Origin of the sequence: Bacillus sp. 03113, from assembly GCF_006546985.1 — a bacterium.
In the GTDB taxonomy this organism is placed as follows: domain Bacteria; phylum Bacillota; class Bacilli; order Bacillales; family Cytobacillaceae; genus VATK01.
In genome coordinates this window covers 243,972-261,930 of the sequence record NZ_ML637008.1, presented here as the reverse complement: position 1 = coordinate 261,930, position 17,959 = coordinate 243,972, and the positions used below count along the sequence as shown (strand labels likewise).

The following is a 17,959-nucleotide window of genomic DNA, read 5'->3' as shown; positions in this document are numbered from 1 at the left end:
TTATCGTAGGGAGAAGATCTGAAGTTTGATAGTCGATAGGCACTGGAGCTAGACAGTATTCTAACTACAGATATAAATTCCTTATTAAATTAGAAAAGGAGGCTATTATTATGATCGGACATGCAAATTCGAATCTTACCGAAAACTTTGATCAATTAACAGAACAAACAAAACTTACAAATAAAGATTTAACGAAAATGTTTATTCGGGCAAATTTACTGCTTGGTTCTTTTAACTTTGAGAGAATGCAAGCGATTGGGTATTGCTATTCTATGATTCCTGCAATTAAAAGACTCTACAAATCTGGCGAAGAACAAAATAATGCATTAAAAAGAGCATTGGAGTTTTTTAATACACAGCCATTTTTAGCAGCTCCTATTCTTGGTGTGAACGCAGCAATGGAAGAGAAAAAAGCAAATGGCGCTCCAATTGAAGATAGCTCGATTGCTGGTGTAAAAGTTGGATTAATGGGACCATTAGCTGGTGTTGGTGATCCAATCTTCTGGGGTACTTTAAGACCAGTATTAGGTGCACTTGGTGCAACGATTGCTTTAACAGGAAACATTATTGGTCCACTCTTATTTTTCGTCGTATTTAATGTAATTCGTTTAGGTGTGGTTTGGTATGGTGTTCGCTACGGGTATTCAAAAGGAATGGAAATTATTTCTGAACTTGGCGGTAACCGCTTACAAAAATTAACCGAAGGTGCTTCTATTCTTGGTTTGTTTGTAATGGGTGCGTTAGTTTGTAAATGGACAAATGTTAATATCCCAGTTGTTATTGCTGAATTGACTGACCAAACAGGAAAAACAACAACTACTACAATTCAAAGTGTTCTTGATCAGTTAATGCCAGGATTAGTCCCATTATTACTTACTTTCCTTGTCGCAAGATTGTTGAAAAAAAATATCAACCCTTTATATATCATTTTAGGAATTTTCGTTATCGGTATTTTAGGCTACTGGGCTCATATTTTAGCTTAATAGTTTGATAGCCACTTTGCTCCCACTCCAGCATTGGATTGGGAGCGTTTTCAAATATATTATTATTTTGAAATTTAATAGTAAGCTAGGTTTTTTATCGATTTTCTAAATTTTTTATCGATTTCTATTGAATATTTATCGAAAATTTAATTTTTTTATCGATTTTGATAGATTTTTTATCGATTTTTACTATCATGAAACTTTAAACAATATTGCAATAAAGCCTCTTTTAATCCATCATGATCGTTTGATAAAGTTGTAACGTCAGCAGTCGCCTTTACTTCATTTGGAGAATTCCCCATTGCCACTCCTAATCCAGCAAATTGAAGCATATCCATATCATTAAAATTATCGCCAATGGCCATAATTTCTTTTCTTGAAACTTGATACTTTTTTGCCAACATATGAATAGCGAAAGATTTTTTTACATTTTCAGCCATGATTTCAAGATAAGTAGGCTTAGATTTATAGACGGTTATCGTTGGAATCAGATTTTTTAATTCCTTTTCAAAAGCAGCAATGTCTTCTGGTGGACCCATACAAAGTACTTTATTAACTGGAGGATATATTTCCTCATCGAAATGAAAAACCTTAGCAGGCGTTTTTGCTATTTCTCTTTCTTGAATAATCCATTCATTGTCGATAGTTGGAACGTACCAAAACTCTTTATTATAAGCAGAAAAACTAATAGAAGGATATCGATTTGTAATGGCGGAATAAATATTTTCAACATCCTCAGTATTCATCGTCATATTGTAAATCACTTCTCTTGAGCCATCAACTTGAGCAGCTCCCAACACAAGTGCTCCACTAAAACATACGATTGGATCATCAATAACTAATTCCTTTTGCAAAGGAAGAATCCCCTCTGGCATTCGAGCTGACACTAAAATAAAAGGCACACCTTTTTTCTTTAGCTCTTGGATAGATTGATAAGTCCCTATACTAATTTCATGATTTGAAGTAAGCAATGTACCATCAATATCACTGAAAACAAGCTTATAGCCCATCTTCCATCTCTCCTTACCTTTAGGTGTAGAGTTTCAATCCATTTATTCAACGATTATCAGCTGGATTTGATACTTTTTCATGATGTCCAAAAATAATTCTGGCGGGGTCTCATTCGTAATAATAACATCAATCTCTTTCCACTCAATCGCCTTAAAATGGCTAACCTTCTTGAATTTCTGCCCATCCGCTAGAATCACTATTTTTGAGGCATTCCTTACTACTACGCTTTTTGTATAAGCATCCTCTTTATCCTCAAAATAAATTCCATCCTCCATAACTGCCGCTGCTCCAAAAAAGGCACAATCAAAATGTACTTGATCTAGCTTCTTTACATTCTCCATGTCAAAGAAAAATCGATTTTTCCGATTTAAGCTCCCTCCAATTAAAAAGACATCTGTATCAGATCGATTTGAAAGTGCTTCGGCAATATCAAGTGAATGCGTAAAAATATTTATTTTTTTATCAACATGCTCAGTTAAACATGAAACGGTTGTTGAAACATCAAAATAATACAATTGATTTTCTTGTAAAAAGGACGAAGCTTTTTTCCCAATGCTCATTTTAGCATCAGAATAAGATTGTACACGTTCGCGATACGCTAAAATTTTCTCTGTTAAAGCAGGAAGAGAGATTCCTCCATGTGTACGTATCGCAGCCCCTTGGTCAACTAGCTTGACAATATCTCTGCGTGCCGTATCTCTTGAAACTTGAAAACGTTCACAAATTTCATTAACAGACATGCTTTGTCTTTCATTTAAATATTCGAGAATTTTTAAAAGACGTTCCTCTTGAAACATGTAAAGCCCCCTTCTATATAAGTAATTATAAGTCATTTAATCATCATTTACAAGTATTTATTTCGATAATTCACTTAATTAAAACAATATTACGTACAAGTACAGAAAAAAGACACCCTTTTCGAGATCCTTCTCGTAAAAAGATGCCTTTTTTATTAATTTAGATTCCATTTTTTAACATCGAACAATGCTTTGTCTGGACTGTTAAAAACGATTTGCTTATTTTCTTTGCTTGGGAAAATACGTGATGAGAATACTTCTTGCCCATTGTTAATAAAGATTTCAATGGAGGAGGTATCTAGATAAATCGTAAGCTCATCTAGCTGATCGATCACGCATTGTCGTACCTCACGTTCACCATTTTCAAAGCTTGGACGTTCAAGTGTAAATAGCTTTGCTTCTTTATCAAAATGAATGCGTGCATAATCACGAATCGTAATCTCAAACTGACCTTCTAATTCTTTTATTTGCGCATAAAGCTCTAATACATCTCCAGAAACACCTTCAAGCTGTTTTTCCTCATTTTCAATGAAAACTGATTGATGATGTACTTCTTCTTTTCTAAGTAATTGAAGCTCGTCAACAGGTACTTGGTATAGCTTCTCATTAACGAATTTTAATTCTCTTGGCAGCGTTAAAGTATGAACCCATTTATGCTCAACTGTAGGCTGCTGATCTTCACCTTGTTCAGGTACTCCCATCCAGCCAACCATTAATCTTCTGCCCTTTTCGTCAACGGTTGTTTGCGGAGCATAAAATTCAAAGCCGCGATCTAATTCAACAAATTCTCCATGTTCAAAGGTTACTTGCTCATAATTCAATTGACCAATAAAATAGCCTGATTGATATTTATTATGATACAGAATTCCTTCTGGCTCTAACCCTTGAGGAGAAACAATTAACACATCCTTGCCTTGGAGCTCAAATAAATCCGGGCATTCCCACATGTAACCGAAATCACCTAGATTTCCAACATGATCTCCTGCAATGATTCCAAGATGCTGCCATTCATTTAAATCGTCTGATTTAAATAAAACCGCTTTTCCTGTCTGATCCTCCGCCTGTGCACCAATAATCATATACCAAGTATTTTCATGCTTCCAAACCTTTGGATCTCGAAAATGAGGGGTATATCCCTTTGGAAGCTCAACGGCAACACCTTGCTTCGTAAAAGTTATTCCGTCTGTTGAAATAGCTTTACATTGATAGGATGAACGATTGTTTTGCTCATCCTTAACATTTCCTGTATAAAAAAGAGTCAATACTCCATTCTCATCTTCTACCGCACTGCCTGAGTAGCAGCCATTTTTATCAAACCAATCTGTTGGGGCTAAAGCAATGCCTTGATCCTGCCAATCAACTAAATTCGTTGAAGTATATAATCCCCAAAACTTAGCACCATGACCTGTTTTAAATGGATTCCATTGATAAAACAGATAGTACTTTCCTCTCCATTGAATAAAACCGTTCGGATCATTTAACAAACCAACAGGAGGCATTAAATGATACTTTAGACGATAGATATCACTTTCTACTAAATTCTTATGCTGCTCTACTTCTTTTTCAGCTAATACGATTAGATTATCCATCTTGTCCTCCTAGTTGTTTAGGATCGCTTTCACTTCACTTAAAGTAGGTAATGCTGTCATAGCACCTTTTGTTGAAGCGGCAAGTGCTCCAGACACACTTGCAAACCTTCCAATTTTCTCAGCATCTTCTTTGCTTACAGAAGCTAAGCTGCCTTCCAATTCATGAATACAATAAAGCAATCCAGAAACATACGCATCGCCAGCACCTGTTGTATCAATTGCTTGGACCTTCATGGCAGAAACCTTTGCAGTGCTTTCGCTTGAAATTAAATAGCTTCCTTCTGAACCGAGTGTTAATGCTAAGAATGGAATTTGATAGGAAGCGATTTTCTCAAGTCCTTTTTCTATTTCTTTCTCACCCGTTAAGAAAGCTAACTCATCATCAGAGATCTTTATTATATCTACTTCACTAAATAGGGAAAGTATAGTTTCCCTTGCTTTTTCTTCACTCTCCCATAAATTCAAACGAAGATTTGGATCGTAAGAAACAAGAACGCCATTTTCTTTTGCAAGCTTAATAGCTTTTAAAGTTGCAGCTTTTGATGGCTCATTTATTAGAGAAATGGATCCAAAGTGAAGAATTTTCGCTGTTTTAAAAATCTCTTCATTTATGTCCTCTTCAGATAAAAAAGTATCTGCGCTTGGTTGAATGTAAAAATCAAAGCTTCTTTCTCCATTTTGACCAAGTGTAACAAATACAGCACCCGTTCTAGCTTCTGTTGATAAAGGCATAGAAGAAGTATTTACACCATAGTCAGATAGGGTTTCTTGTAAAAATCGACCTAATACATCATCCCCTACTTTTCCAACGAAATAAGACGGCAAATCTAAACGAGCAATTCCAACAGCTACATTGGCTGGTGCACCACCTGGACTTTTTTGATATGTTAAATTCGTTTCGTCCAATGGAATAAAATCAATCAGTGCTTCTCCTAAAGAAATAATCCCTTTTTTCATGTTGCTCCTCCTCAGTGTTTTTGACAGAAAAAGGGTGATATCTAAATACTGGTATCTTAAAGTAACGGTATAAGAAAATATTCATCGAATATGAAGAACAAAAGCGCAAGCGCCTTGAACAGCCGCGAAAGACATAAGACGCAATACGCAGGAAATCCTGATTTCTGGAGTATTGTGGCTTATGATCCGAGCGGCTAGGCGCTGGAGCTAGACACCGGTCGGAGTTCCGAAAACTGCTTTCTTATCCTTTAAGAAAGATACCTAGCATTTAATTAAATCACCCTTTTTTATCAACTTCTTATTCTTGTTCTTTAAACCCTATTATCCAAGTAGCTACGAAAGCACCTACCATCGCAATAGCAATCCCTACTATATAGTTAATAATATTTGCTGTACCTAGCGGCGCAACAATTGCAAGCATTGGAATTCCAGTTAAGCCGTATGCATTCGTTACAACATTCATGAAAACAACATAAGCTCCACCTAATGCACCACCAACTGCTGCTGCAATAAATGGCTTACGATATTTTAAATTCACTCCAAAAATAATTGGTTCTGTAATTCCTAAAAGAGCTGAAATAGTAGCCGGCAGTGCAATCTCTTTTGTTTTCTTATTCTTTGTTTTAAAAAATACGGCAAGTCCAGCTCCAGCCTGTGCTATGTTCGCCATAGACCAAATCGGCAACAAGTAATTAACTCCAACATCAGCTAGCAGGTTTGCTTCAATCGCATGAAAGCTATGCTGCACCCCAGTTATTACGATACTAGAATACAAGCCGCCAAAAATAAGACCTGCAACTGCTCCACCATGATTATAAATAAAGTTTAACGCAGTAGTAATGCCATCTCCAACAAGAGTACCTAAAGGTCCGATTGCAAGTAATGTGACTAATCCTGTTGCAATAACAGTAACAAATGGTGTTACTAATAAATCAATCGCACTTGGAACAATTTTACGAAGACCGCGCTCAATTTTACTCATAACATAGATCGCCAATAATACCGGTACTACTGTCCCTTGGTAACCGATCATATCAACATTTAATCCGAAAAAGTTTACAACATCTGGCTTCGCATTTGCTAATCCCCATGGATTAAGTAGAAGCGGATGGGTCATGATTCCCCCAATTACTGCTCCTAAATAAGGAGTGCCTCCAAATTCCTTCGCTGCTGAATAACCAATTAAAATAGGTAAAATAATAAATGCTGCACTTGAAAACATATCAAGAAAAATAATAAGGGCATGATCATCTGGAACCCATTTAAATGTTTTCATCATTCCAAGCAAGCCCATTAGTAAACCGCTTGCAACGATGGCAGGAATAATAGGTACAAATATATTAGACAAGGTTTTTGCAAATCTTGCAAGTGGATTCATCTTTTTCTTTACAGCTTCTTGGTGATCTTGAGTTTCACTTACAGCTCCGCCAGTTTCAGCAGCGAATTGCTCATACACTTTGTTTACAATACCTGTTCCGAAAATGATTTGAAATTGTCCGGAGGTTGCAAATGCTCCCTTTACTCCATCTAAATTCTCAATAGCAGCTTTATCCGCCTTTTCATCCTCTTTTAAAACAAGGCGAAGACGAGTCGCACAATGTGTTGCACTAATGAGGTTTTCTTTTCCTCCAATAAGAGGAATTAATTGTTTCGCAACTTCATGATAATTCATTTTTTATACCCCTCTTTCATATGACTACTCTTTCTATTTTCTTCATAATTGATGAATAATATATAATTTCAATTAGAAGTTTTTTCCTACAAACAAAAAAGACCTAAAATGAGTAGAGAAATGGCTTTTCCAAAAGAAAAGAGTTTCCCTTTTCACACATTTTAGGTCTTGCCTGAAAACAGTTACAAGCCTGCATATATTATTTGTTCAACGCTTTCATTCTACCTAAATGAAAGCGTTTCGTCAACCAACAAATCGAAAAGAATTAATCCAATCTTTCAGAAACTCTTTGAATATGAAGCGTAATATATCCTTTTTCAGCTTCTGGTAATGTTAATTGATATTCCAGTTGCAAATATTCACCAATTTTTTCTGCAACGATATAGGCTTGATTATATTTTTTCTTTATTAATGATAGCATTTCTTCATCTAATGAGTGAAAAGTATCCTTGTTTTCTAATCTTGATAGAGCAAAACGTAAATGGGTTAATAAGCGCTGGTAGGACATGCTGCTCTCATCGATATGTATGTTCATCTCATTTTGAATAAGATCAATCAGCTCACTAATCATTGTAGTTAAACGTAGCGTGCTTTCCAGATTCTCTGAATTCATTTTAGCAGTGTGAATGTGAAGAGCAATATGGCCAGCTTCATCTTCAGACAGGTCAATGTTTAATCGCTGTTTAATCAGGTCTATTGCCCAAATACCAATATCAAACTCTTTTTGATATAAAAATTTAATTTCACTTAATAGTTTATTCGTTAAGTGGTAGCCTTGCTCTACTCTCTCAATCGCAAATGATAAATGATCAGTTAAAGAGATATGAATGTGATTATTAAGGGGAGCCTCCAGCACCCCCTCAGCATAGCTAATAATATCCTCCGCTAACTCAATATGCTCAAGTGGAAGCGTCTCTAATAGCTGTTGAAATTTCTTATTGCCCTCATTCATCGTGAAAATTTTTTCGATTTTCGCATTATTAATGATATCATTTTTTCTTTTTTGGAAGGCAACACCGTATCCCATTACAATTTTTTCTTGTTCACCTTCTTTAACAACGACAGCATTATTGTTTAAGATTTTATAAATCCTCAATGTTTCTTTCTCTCCTTAATGGAAGTAAATATTTCATTTTTTACTACGATGTTTTTGAGAATTGATCGTTTTGGCTTTCTGCTTTTCTTTCTCAACGCTCTTTGTCTTTGCTTCCACCATTCTACCATAATGAAAAGTCATTTTTTCAGGGATGATGTTCATTTCACGGCAGAACTTTTTTAAATCTCTTTCCTCCCGTTCTGTCACAATAGAAATAACTGTTCCACTAGCACCGAATCTTCCTGTTCTTCCTGAACGATGGATATATTGTTTAATTTCCTTTGGAAAATCTAAGTGAACGACATGACTAATTCCCTCAATATCTAAGCCACGTGCTGCAACATCGGTTGCTATTAATAGATTGGATTGACCACCTCGAAAGTTTCTTAATGCCTTTTGACGTTCCATCTTATTTAAATCACTATGGAGAATGCTCGCTTCAATTCCATTAAAGGCTAGTTTTTCTGAAAGAACCGTTAAATTCCCTATGTCTTTTACAAAGACAAGACCTTTTATCGGATTTAATCTCGAAATCTTTTCAAGGATTTTTATTTTTTCTCTTTGTTCCGCCATAAAATAATAATGGTTTACTTTTGCTGCTTTTATTGTTACATCTTTTTGAATTTTAATGATTTCTGGGTTGTTTGTTAACTCTTTTGCTAAATTTAAAGTATATTCATTTAATGTAGCTGAGAATAAAACAACCTGACGATCACTTAATGTTGATTTTACAATGCCTTTAACGGTATCAAAATGCTCTGGAACAAGTAACTGATCCCCTTCATCAAGAACAACGTTCTTTACTTCATGCATTTTAATTTTTTTCTGTTTGATTAATTCTAACATTCTTCCAGGTGTTCCTACGACAATGTGTGGATGCTTTTTTAATTTTTCTAGCTGACGTTTAACATTCGCTCCGCCAATAAAGGATGCTGCCCGAATTCCGCTCTCTATAGACCATTTTTGAATTACTTCTACTATTTGCATAACAAGCTCTTGTGAAGAAGCAAGCACCACTGCCTGGATTGATTTTGCTTCTGGGTCCACTTTCTCTAATAACGGCAATAAATAAGCAAGCGTTTTCCCTGTTCCAGTCGGTGATTCTGCGATTACATCTCTTCCTTCTAATGCAACAGGGATTGCTGTTAACTGAACAGCCGTTGGCTGCTTAAATTCCGCACTTTTCCACGCCTTCTGAAGAAAAGGCTTAAGGCTGTTTATCGTAAATGAATGATTAGTCATAAAATGCTCCTTAAATAATAGATATGCTAATTACAGTATGATCGTATTTGATGTTTTGTCATATTGATGTGTATTTTCTTACGATACTAGCTTAAACAACTTAAGATGTCCACATTTTATTAGAAAAGCGCAAGCGCCTTGGTCATCGACGTACGGACTGAAGGGTCTTTGACTGAGATAAGGCGAGCCTTCTATCAGGGGATGTTCTTTTCCCCTGATAGTTAGTTGAACCAATCAGGTTTTTATAGGCAGTTTTTTATCTACTATCCATTTTTCATGTAATATCTTACTGCCCGTTAAAACGTGATAAAGGATACACGATGAGCCGAATGGCGAATCGATGTTGACTTATCGTAGGGAAAAGGCCTGAAGTACGATAGTCGATAGTCGATAGGCGCTGGCCGATTAAAAGCGCCACGTCCTGTACGTCGGAGCTAGACATCCGTTTAACTTCAAAAAATTTATCTTTCCTACATTATAAGAAAAGCAATGAATCTAAAAGTGACTCATTGCTTTTTCGCGCTATTATTATTCTATTTTCTTATTTATGAATCCATACAGCACCGGCTGAATTATCGTTAGCCTCCCCTATTACTTCGATTTTCAATCCTAGTTGAGGAACAACTCTTCCAGCATCAGGGATTTGTGTATTAATATAGGTTTGCGAATCATCAAATTTACGAACCCCCTTCAATCCTTTGTAAATATATTCTCCACGATAGCTTGTATTTACATACCACTTCGGAGTTTTATCGAAAGAAAAGGCTGCATCTGCCACTTGATATCTTGTGCTTTGGAAAGTCGTGTCTTGTCCATCTAATTTCCCGATAATCGCTTGAGCATGAGAGTCTACTACACCAAGGAAGCCATAGCCTGGATGGATACCAACCCAATTGTCCGTGTAGCTTTCATCCCCATACCATATGACAAGACCTGTATTGTATTTCACCCCTCTAGATTCAGCTAATGATTTGTCAGCTCCTGCGTAATTACGCCACTCTAAATAATAATAGTTCTTAGCTAAACTATATCCGTTAGATACCTTAAATCCACCTAATTGCATTTTCGGTTGACCTTCAGCATCATCTGTAAAAATAACCTGACCATCTGCAGTAGCCTTGATCTCATCCATCGCGAATCCATCTAACGCCAATCCACCATCTGTTAGATATTCAAAAACGATCTTTACTTTTTTACCACTAAATGGACTAAGATCATATGATTTATCCACCCATTGCCCTTTTGAGGATTCTGCACGGGCATCACCATCTGTATCTTCATCCCCAATCACATCTAAAACTGTTTCCTGACCATCACTTGTTATCGCTTTGACTGTAAGGAAATCATAATCATATTCAATGTCATACCATCCCTTATAAGTGAATGCAGCATTTGTTGCTTGCGTTAAATCAAATTCAGGAGTTGTTAATGTCGTATACAAATCATCGCCCTTTGTACTGTAATAATATTGACTACCGAATCCTGGCTCAATTCCTTTTACAGGCTTATCAGGCAAATTCACCTTCACAATCCCTGGATTTTTTGATTTCGTTACACTTTGATCAATGATCGATGCTACACCTAATTGATCAATATCTTCATATTGTACTTCCTTAATGTTCGCCCAGTTTCCTCCCATATTAGATTGGAAGAATTCTTTATTTTGCGGTGAAAAGCTTGTTGGCTCAGTCCCAGCGATTTTTCCATTCCAACTGCCTCCACTCATAATAGACCAAGAAGCGACTGGCTCACCTTGACCAGAATAGATGGTATCATATTCATCCGGCAAACCTAAATCATGACCATATTCATGAGCAAAAACTCCAACAGCTCCATCCTCTGGTTGAATTGTATAATCATAGGCCGCCATACTCCCTCCCCAATAATCAACTGCTGCTGTCGTATTGGGAACGGGATAAGGACCATTCAATACCCAACGATGTGACCAAATGGCGTTATCTCCAAGTACACCGCCACCTGCCTCTTGTCCAGTGCCAGCATGAATAATCATTAAATGATCAACCAATCCATCCGGTTCATTCGAATCTCCATCTCCATCTAAATCATATAAATCGTACTGATCATAATCTGATAGATTAATCCCTGATTGTGCAGCAGCATCCAATGCTCTTTTCACTAAATCACGAGGTCCTAAAGGAGCTAAATTATCATTTCCTCCAGCGGGGCTATCATCTCCATACTCCTTCGCACTGCCAGGTACGGTAAGCCAATCCGAAACGTAGCCGTCGACCGTATAGCTCCCTCCAGATTGCTCTTCATAATATTGTTTAAATGTTTCTACCTCATCACCATTAAACAGTTTAAATTTTTCATCCCCAAACATTAATTTTTGATAATGCTCGCGGCTAAAATCATCAGCATACATATAGCCTTCTTCTTGCGTAACGTTATTATGTTTTAAATCCTCGAATTCAGTTAGTAAAACAAGTACTTTATCTGTTCGAACGGAACCAGAATAATTAGCTTGCCTTGCAGAAGGAACTTTAATAAATCCATTTGACTTACCTTTTTTTAATCGTTCGTGACCTTTTTCTAATTGTTTTGTTAGTTTCTTCTTTTCCTTCGTTAGAAAATCTTTTGTCTTTTTATCAAAGTTAGTTGGTTCTGTTGGTTCTGTTGGCTCTGTCGACACTATTGGTTTAACATCTTTGCTTCCTTGCTTCTTCTTTATGTACGCTTGTACCTTTTGCTCAACGACCTTTTCAGAAGCATTCGGCGAAATCATCCCCCGTTTTTGAAGCGCCTTCCCTAATCTTTCTTCATCAATAATGTTTAAATCAATAGGTGCTGATTCTTTAGCAGCCAACACAGGTTTAGGTTTTGAAACAATCCCATTTGCCGCTTCAGGAGTTAATGTGAAGATAAATGAAAAACTTACTGCTGAGCTAATAAAAGCTCGTAAAAATAGTTTCTTCTTCTGTTTCAAAACTCATGCCCCCATCCAAATAATAGACTTATACTTTCTATCACTATTATGTTAACAAAATAGTAAAATAGTTTTAATAGTCAGAAAATACCAAAATCTGCTTATTTACCGGGAAATAATTTTGCAATGATCCTACTTTCAACCTATTAACTGACAAAAACAGAGCCTAATTCAGGATAAAAAAAAGGATTTAATTACAAATATTTTGTAGATTATTCCTTTTTATAGTCTTTTTTATGAAAATTGTATTAAATAAATCTTAGTTTCTATTTAATTATTTTGATATAACGGAGAAACTTCTTAAATATAAAAAGGATACAGAATTTTTTCCTGTACCCTTTAAGCCTTCTTTATTATTCAGCTCCAACCAGAGACCATTTTTGTAAATCTTTATGGAATCCGAATACTTTAGGACCACCAAATTTTACTTCTTTTGAAACGGCAGCAAAGTCGTAGTCAGAATATAACGTAAAGACTGGCATATCCTCATTCCAAATTCTTTGCAAGTCAGCGTAAATTTCTTTTCTCTTTTTAGAATCAGCCTCCGACTTACCTGCTGCTAGTAATTCATCTACCTTTGGATTGTTATATTTCATATAGTTCGATGATCCATCTTTAGAATAAAGATAGGAAACATCAGGATCAATCGTGTTTGATAATCCAATTAATAATAAATCATAATCTCCAGCTCTCGCTTTTGACATGATAGTTGGGAAATCGAAAGTAGCTGTTTCTAATTTCAAACCAATTGCCTTTAAATTTTCAGCAATAATATCTGCAGATTGTTCACGCACTTTATTTCCAAGCGGAACGACAAATCTTATTGGCTTATTAAAGTCAAACCCTGCATCCTGCAACATTTGCTTCGCTTTTTCTGGATCGTATGTGAAGGAATCCATTTCTTTATCTAAATATGGACTTACAGACGTATAAGGTCCATCGACGATTTCACCTTTCCCAAGTAAAAGCTTATCAAGAATGGCTTTTCGATTAATTGCATATGCGATCGCTTGACGAACCTTTGGATCTTTGACTGTTTGATTATTAAACATTATCGTTTGATACCCAATATTTGGTTCAGTTTTTGTTGTTACATCTTTATATCCTTCAACAGTTTTATAATCTTGGACTACGATTTTACCGATACCACCCGCAGCATTCATATGAATTTCACCCGTTTGCAGCTGAGCTACTAGGTTTGGAGCTGGCATAATTTTAACATAAACTTTGTCAAGGATTGGTTTCCCTAAATAATATTGATCATTTCTAGCATATTCCACATATTGATCCTTTTTGTATTGCACAAATTTGAAAGGACCGTTTGTTACTGTTGGATTTTGCATGAATGGATCTTTTTGTAAATTTTCAGGGGCTACATTCTTTAACACATGCTCTGGCAAAATCATAAATTTAGTACCAAGCTGTTCTTTAATCATATTTGGATCAACTGGTTTTTTCGTTTTAAATTCGAATGTTTTATCATCAATTACTTTTATAGAAGGAATTTCAGCAACCCCTTCAGGAAGCTTTCCATTTGGAGTCAAACCATCAAGGACGGTTATGTAAGCTCCAACACTTGTTTCTGTTTTAGGATTTGCTACCAAGTTCATGGTAAAAGCAATATCCTTTGCAGTTACAGGAGTACCATCGGACCATTTCGCATCCTTTTGCAGCTTAATAGTAAAGGTTTGATTATCTGTTGTGTCAAAAGACTCTGCAAGTCTTGGAGTAAAACTAAGTGGTTTGTCCATGTCTAAAAACGTTTCAAACATAAACTTTTCGAGGAACTGTGCTGCTATGTCAGAGGAGTTAATCGTATTAAAACTTACTGGGGCGTTCACCAACCCGATAAATACAGTCCCGCCCTTTTTACTGCCACTGTCTTCTGAGGTAGTTGATTTTGATCCACCTGAACAAGCGGCTAATAGAAATAAAGATAGAATAGCTATAAGACTGACTGCTCTTTTTAATGAATTCATCCTGGTCCCCCTTATTTATTAAGTGAAACTTTTATACATTAATGCTGAATAAAAATTAGTTGAAGAAAAGCTGCAAGTAATTTTGCAGCTTTTCTCATTACTTAGTAAGTCTTGAATTATTCTGCTCCACCTATAGACCATTTTTGTAAATCTTTATGGAAACCGAATACTTTAGGCTCACCGAATTTTACATCTTTAGATACTACTTCAAAATCATAATCTGAGTATAGAGTCAGAACAGGCATATCTTCATTCCATAGTTTTTGAAGATCAGAATAAATTTCTTTCCTCTTATCAGCATCAGCTTCTGTTTTACCCGCTAATAATAACTCTTCAGATTTAGGACTATCATATTTCATAAAGTTAGTAGGTGCACCCTTGCCATATATACTTGTCACATCAGGATCAACTGTATTTTTCCATCCAATTAATAATAAATCAAAGTCTCCTGCTTTCCCTTTTGACATAATCGTTGGGAAATCATAGGTAGCTGTTTCAATTTTCAATCCAACCGCTTTTAGATTTTCAGCAATAATATCCGCAGATTGTTCACGTACTTTATTTCCTAGTGGAACGACAAATCGAATCGGTTTATTAAAGTCCCATCCAGCCTCTTTCAATAATTGTTTTGCTTTTTCAGGATCATATTTGTACGTTTCAAGGTCTTTATCTAAATATGGGCTAACGGAAGTATAAGGCCCATCAACAACCTCGCCTTTTCCTAATAATAGCTTATCAAGAATTGATTTACGGTTAATTGCATAGGCAATTGCTTGTCGAACCTTTGCATCCTTTATGGTTTGGGTATTAAACATCATCGTTTGATAGCCAATATTCGGTTCTGTTTTTGTCTTTACGTTTTTGAATCCTTCTACTGTCTTATAGTCTTGTACAACAATTTTACCAATTCCACCCGCTGCATTCATTTGAATCTCACCTGTTTGCAACTGAGCTACTAAATTTGGAGCTGGCATAATCTTTACAAATAATTTATCAAGCTCTGGCTTTCCTAAATAATAATCATCATTTCTTGCATACTCTACATATTGATCCTTTTTATATTGTACAAATTTGAATGGACCATTTGTTACAGTTGGGTTTTGCATAAATGGATTCTTTTGCAAATCCTGTGGAGCTACATCCTTTAGTACATGCTCTGGCAGAATCATAAACTTAGAACCTATTTGTTCTTTAATCATATTGGGATCAACTGGTTTTTTTGTTTTAAATTCAATTGTTTTGTCATCAATGATTTTTACAGATGGAATTTCTGTTACACCATCAGGTAGTTTACCATTTTCAGTTAAACCATCAATAACAGTAAAATAAGTTCCAATACTCGTCTCTGTTTTAGGATTTGCTACTAAATTCATCGTAAAGGCAACGTCTTTGGAAGTTACAGGAGTGCCATCTGACCATTTCGCGTCTTTTTGAATCTTGATTGTATAGGTCTGATTATCTTTCGTATCAAAGGATTCCGCAAGCTTTGGTGTAAAGCTTAAAGGTTTGTCCATATCTAAAAACGTATCAAACATAAACATTTCAAGGAACTGTGCTGCGATATCATTAGAGTTAATCGTGTTAAAACTTACCGGAGGATTTACTAATCCAATAAACATTGATCCACCGCTAGCTTTTTTATTTCCTTCAGAACTAGTCGATTTTGATTCACCTGAACATGCTGCTAGTAGCAATAATGATAGAATGGCTACTAAGCTAAAGACTTTCTTGAATGAACTCATCCTTTTTCCCCCTATTATCTTTTGATATCTTTATATTGACATCCTTACCTTATTCTTTTTGGATCCATGGCATCACGTAAGCCGTCTCCCATAAAATTAATGGAAACAACTGCAAGTAAAATCATTAAACCAGGTGGAATCCAAAGCCAAGGTTGAGATGATAATACCGTTAAGGACTGCGCTTGCGTTAACATATTTCCCCAGCTTGCAATCGGAGGCTGTACACCCATTCCTAAAAAGCTAAGTGAGGCTTCCATAATAATTGCAGATGCAATTCCAAAGGTTGCATTAACAATAATAGGACCTAAACAGTTAGGCAAGATATGCTGAAAAACAATTTTCGGAGTAGAGTACCCTAATGCTACCCCAGCTTTGATATATTCCATTTCCTTAATGGAGAGAACACTTCCTCGGACAATACGAGCAATCGATGGCCAGCCGAGAACCCCTAATACAAGAACAATGTTATATAGCTTGGGTCCAATCACACTTACAAGTACAAGAATCACCATTAAATATGGAAATGACATAAATACATCTGTTATACGCATAATGACGTTATCAATCCATTTTCCAAAATAACCAGCAATGGCCCCTAAGATTGTTCCGATCGCAACATAAATAGCTGTTGCACCAACACCAACTACTAAAGACACCCTTGATGCATAGATTAAACGGCTAAACAAATCTCGACCTACTTCATCGGTCCCTAGAATATGCTGAGCAGAAGGCTTTGCTGCAAATTCTCCATCGACGCTATATGGATTGTGGGGAGCAATAAGTGGCGCAAAAACTGCCAGTAAAACGATGATGCTAAAAATAACCAGACCTACAACTGCCAGCTTATGCTTAAAAAATCTTTTTCTAACTAACTTTAAATAACTCTCTTCTTCTCCAAGCTGCTCCTGAACTGTTAATACAGAATGATTTAAAGGCATGTCTTTCTCTACCTTCAGATTCGAAATGGACATCCGTCTCTCTCCTTTCTAATTGTATTTAATCCGTGGATCAACGACAGAATATAAAATATCAGTGATCAAGTTTGAAAATAAAACAGCAAATGCCGCCATCATATTCACTGCCATTAACGTAGGATAATCGCGGGAGCTGATTGATTGAATCGTAAGCTGCCCGAGCCCCGGCCATTGGAAAATTTGTTCCGTTACAACGGCACCGCCAATTAACAATGGGATATCCATTCCGACAACTGTAATAATCGGAATCAACGCATTTTTTAATGCATGCTTATTTGTAACAATAAATTCCTTTAATCCTTTTGCTCTTGCCGTTCTTAAATAATCCTGACCAAGCACCTCAAGCATACTTGTACGAACATAGCGAACCATGCTTCCTGCGATCCCCGTTGCTAAAACAAATGCAGGAAGAATTAAATGCATAAATGTGTCCCCAAATCCACCATCGCTGCCTAACGTAGTCATTCCTCCAGTTGGAAGAAATTTAAAAATAATAGCAAAAATATAAATACCACCTAGTCCCATAAAAAAGTGAGGAATGGAAATACCTAAAAAGGATACAGTAGTTGAAAGATAATCTACCCAAGAATATTGCTTCGTTGCACTAATAATTCCAATCGGAATGGCAATTAAGTAGGCGATGATTAGTGATACTCCCATTAAAAGCAGTGTTGGGCCCACGCGATCGGCGATCAAATTTGCAACCGGTTCATACGTGGTATAAGAGAATCCAAAATCCCCCTTCAAAAGATTTTGCAGCCAATGCCAATATTGAACAATAATTGGATCGTTTAATCCAAGCGCTTCTTTTTTAGCATCAATATCTGCTTGAGTGGTGTCTGGATTTACATACATATCAACCGGGTTTCCTGGTGCAAGATTAATAATAAAAAAGTTAAAGATCGTCACTCCTAATAACACTGGAATGGCAATTAAGATACGGCGAAGTATATATTGAAACAAAACGAAA

Annotated in this window: 13 protein-coding genes; 1 reads left to right on the top strand and 12 read right to left on the bottom strand. The window is 36.1% G+C overall.

Annotated elements, in window-relative coordinates; all coding sequences use genetic code 11:
* Nucleotides 1–110 precede the first annotated feature (110 nt).
* Entirely contained in the window at nucleotides 111–983 is an 873-nt protein-coding gene (manZ, locus tag FDO66_RS01125) for a PTS mannose transporter subunit IID (protein ID WP_141430556.1), read from the top strand.
* A gap of 176 nt (nucleotides 984–1,159) precedes the next feature.
* Here the strand turns inward: manZ and FDO66_RS01120 are convergent, their stop codons facing one another.
* The 12 genes from FDO66_RS01120 to FDO66_RS01065 all read right to left on the bottom strand — a co-directional run bounded on the left by FDO66_RS01120 (nucleotide 1,160) and on the right by FDO66_RS01065 (nucleotide 17,952).
* On the bottom strand, nucleotides 1,160–1,993 hold the full coding sequence (locus FDO66_RS01120; RefSeq protein ID WP_141430555.1) for a Cof-type HAD-IIB family hydrolase: 834 nt from the start codon (nucleotides 1,991–1,993) through the stop codon (nucleotides 1,160–1,162).
* Between the two features lie 42 nt (nucleotides 1,994–2,035).
* Nucleotides 2,036–2,791, bottom strand: a complete 756-nt coding sequence (locus FDO66_RS01115) for a DeoR/GlpR family DNA-binding transcription regulator (protein WP_141430554.1) — start codon at nucleotides 2,789–2,791, stop codon at nucleotides 2,036–2,038.
* 155 nt (nucleotides 2,792–2,946) lie between these two features.
* Complete coding sequence (locus FDO66_RS01110; protein WP_141430553.1) at nucleotides 2,947–4,380, bottom strand: glycoside hydrolase family 32 protein; 1,434 nt, start codon at nucleotides 4,378–4,380, stop codon at nucleotides 2,947–2,949.
* A 9-nt stretch (nucleotides 4,381–4,389) separates the two neighbouring features.
* Nucleotides 4,390–5,337 (bottom strand): aminoimidazole riboside kinase, encoded by a 948-nt coding sequence (locus FDO66_RS01105; RefSeq protein WP_141430552.1) that lies wholly within the window; start codon nucleotides 5,335–5,337, stop codon nucleotides 4,390–4,392.
* A 298-nt stretch (nucleotides 5,338–5,635) separates the two neighbouring features.
* A complete protein-coding gene (locus FDO66_RS01100; protein WP_141430551.1) occupies nucleotides 5,636–7,009 on the bottom strand; it encodes a sucrose-specific PTS transporter subunit IIBC in 1,374 nt (457 codons plus the stop codon).
* 265 nt (nucleotides 7,010–7,274) lie between these two features.
* Entirely contained in the window at nucleotides 7,275–8,105 is an 831-nt protein-coding gene (locus FDO66_RS01095; protein WP_141430550.1) for a PRD domain-containing protein, read from the bottom strand.
* 33 nt (nucleotides 8,106–8,138) lie between these two features.
* Nucleotides 8,139–9,347 carry a DEAD/DEAH box helicase gene (locus FDO66_RS01090; RefSeq protein WP_141430549.1) on the bottom strand — a complete coding sequence of 403 codons (1,209 nt, stop codon included), beginning with the start codon at nucleotides 9,345–9,347 and terminating at the stop codon, nucleotides 8,139–8,141.
* A gap of 541 nt (nucleotides 9,348–9,888) precedes the next feature.
* Entirely contained in the window at nucleotides 9,889–12,294 is a 2,406-nt protein-coding gene (locus FDO66_RS01085) for an immune inhibitor A (protein ID WP_258535523.1), read from the bottom strand.
* 353 nt (nucleotides 12,295–12,647) lie between these two features.
* Nucleotides 12,648–14,273 (bottom strand): ABC transporter substrate-binding protein, encoded by a 1,626-nt coding sequence (locus FDO66_RS01080; RefSeq protein ID WP_141430548.1) that lies wholly within the window; start codon nucleotides 14,271–14,273, stop codon nucleotides 12,648–12,650.
* 116 nt (nucleotides 14,274–14,389) lie between these two features.
* A complete protein-coding gene (locus FDO66_RS01075) occupies nucleotides 14,390–16,015 on the bottom strand; it encodes an ABC transporter substrate-binding protein (RefSeq protein WP_141430547.1) in 1,626 nt (541 codons plus the stop codon).
* Between the two features lie 44 nt (nucleotides 16,016–16,059).
* The gene (gene opp4C / locus FDO66_RS01070) at nucleotides 16,060–16,986 is read right to left on the bottom strand and encodes an oligopeptide ABC transporter permease (RefSeq protein WP_141430546.1); all 927 of its coding nucleotides are present in this window, start codon (nucleotides 16,984–16,986) and stop codon (nucleotides 16,060–16,062) included.
* Nucleotides 16,987–17,001: 15 nt separating this feature from the next.
* Entirely contained in the window at nucleotides 17,002–17,952 is a 951-nt protein-coding gene (locus tag FDO66_RS01065; protein ID WP_181444396.1) for an ABC transporter permease, read from the bottom strand.
* Nucleotides 17,953–17,959: the final 7 nt, after the last annotated feature.

Coding starts and splice junctions, on each gene's coding strand:
- FDO66_RS01110 (WP_141430553.1), bottom strand. CDS start 4,380: ATGGATAATCTAATCGTATTAGCTGAAAAAGAAGTAGAGCAGCATAAG.
- FDO66_RS01115 (WP_141430554.1), bottom strand. CDS start 2,791: ATGTTTCAAGAGGAACGTCTTTTAAAAATTCTCGAATATTTAAATGAA.
- FDO66_RS01080 (WP_141430548.1), bottom strand. CDS start 14,273: ATGAATTCATTAAAAAGAGCAGTCAGTCTTATAGCTATTCTATCTTTA.
- FDO66_RS01100 (WP_141430551.1), bottom strand. CDS start 7,009: ATGAATTATCATGAAGTTGCGAAACAATTAATTCCTCTTATTGGAGGA.
- opp4C (WP_141430546.1), bottom strand. CDS start 16,986: ATGTCCATTTCGAATCTGAAGGTAGAGAAAGACATGCCTTTAAATCAT.
- FDO66_RS01105 (WP_141430552.1), bottom strand. CDS start 5,337: ATGAAAAAAGGGATTATTTCTTTAGGAGAAGCACTGATTGATTTTATT.
- FDO66_RS01075 (WP_141430547.1), bottom strand. CDS start 16,015: ATGAGTTCATTCAAGAAAGTCTTTAGCTTAGTAGCCATTCTATCATTA.
- manZ (WP_141430556.1), top strand. CDS start 111: ATGATCGGACATGCAAATTCGAATCTTACCGAAAACTTTGATCAATTA.
- FDO66_RS01090 (WP_141430549.1), bottom strand. CDS start 9,347: ATGACTAATCATTCATTTACGATAAACAGCCTTAAGCCTTTTCTTCAG.
- FDO66_RS01120 (WP_141430555.1), bottom strand. CDS start 1,993: ATGGGCTATAAGCTTGTTTTCAGTGATATTGATGGTACATTGCTTACT.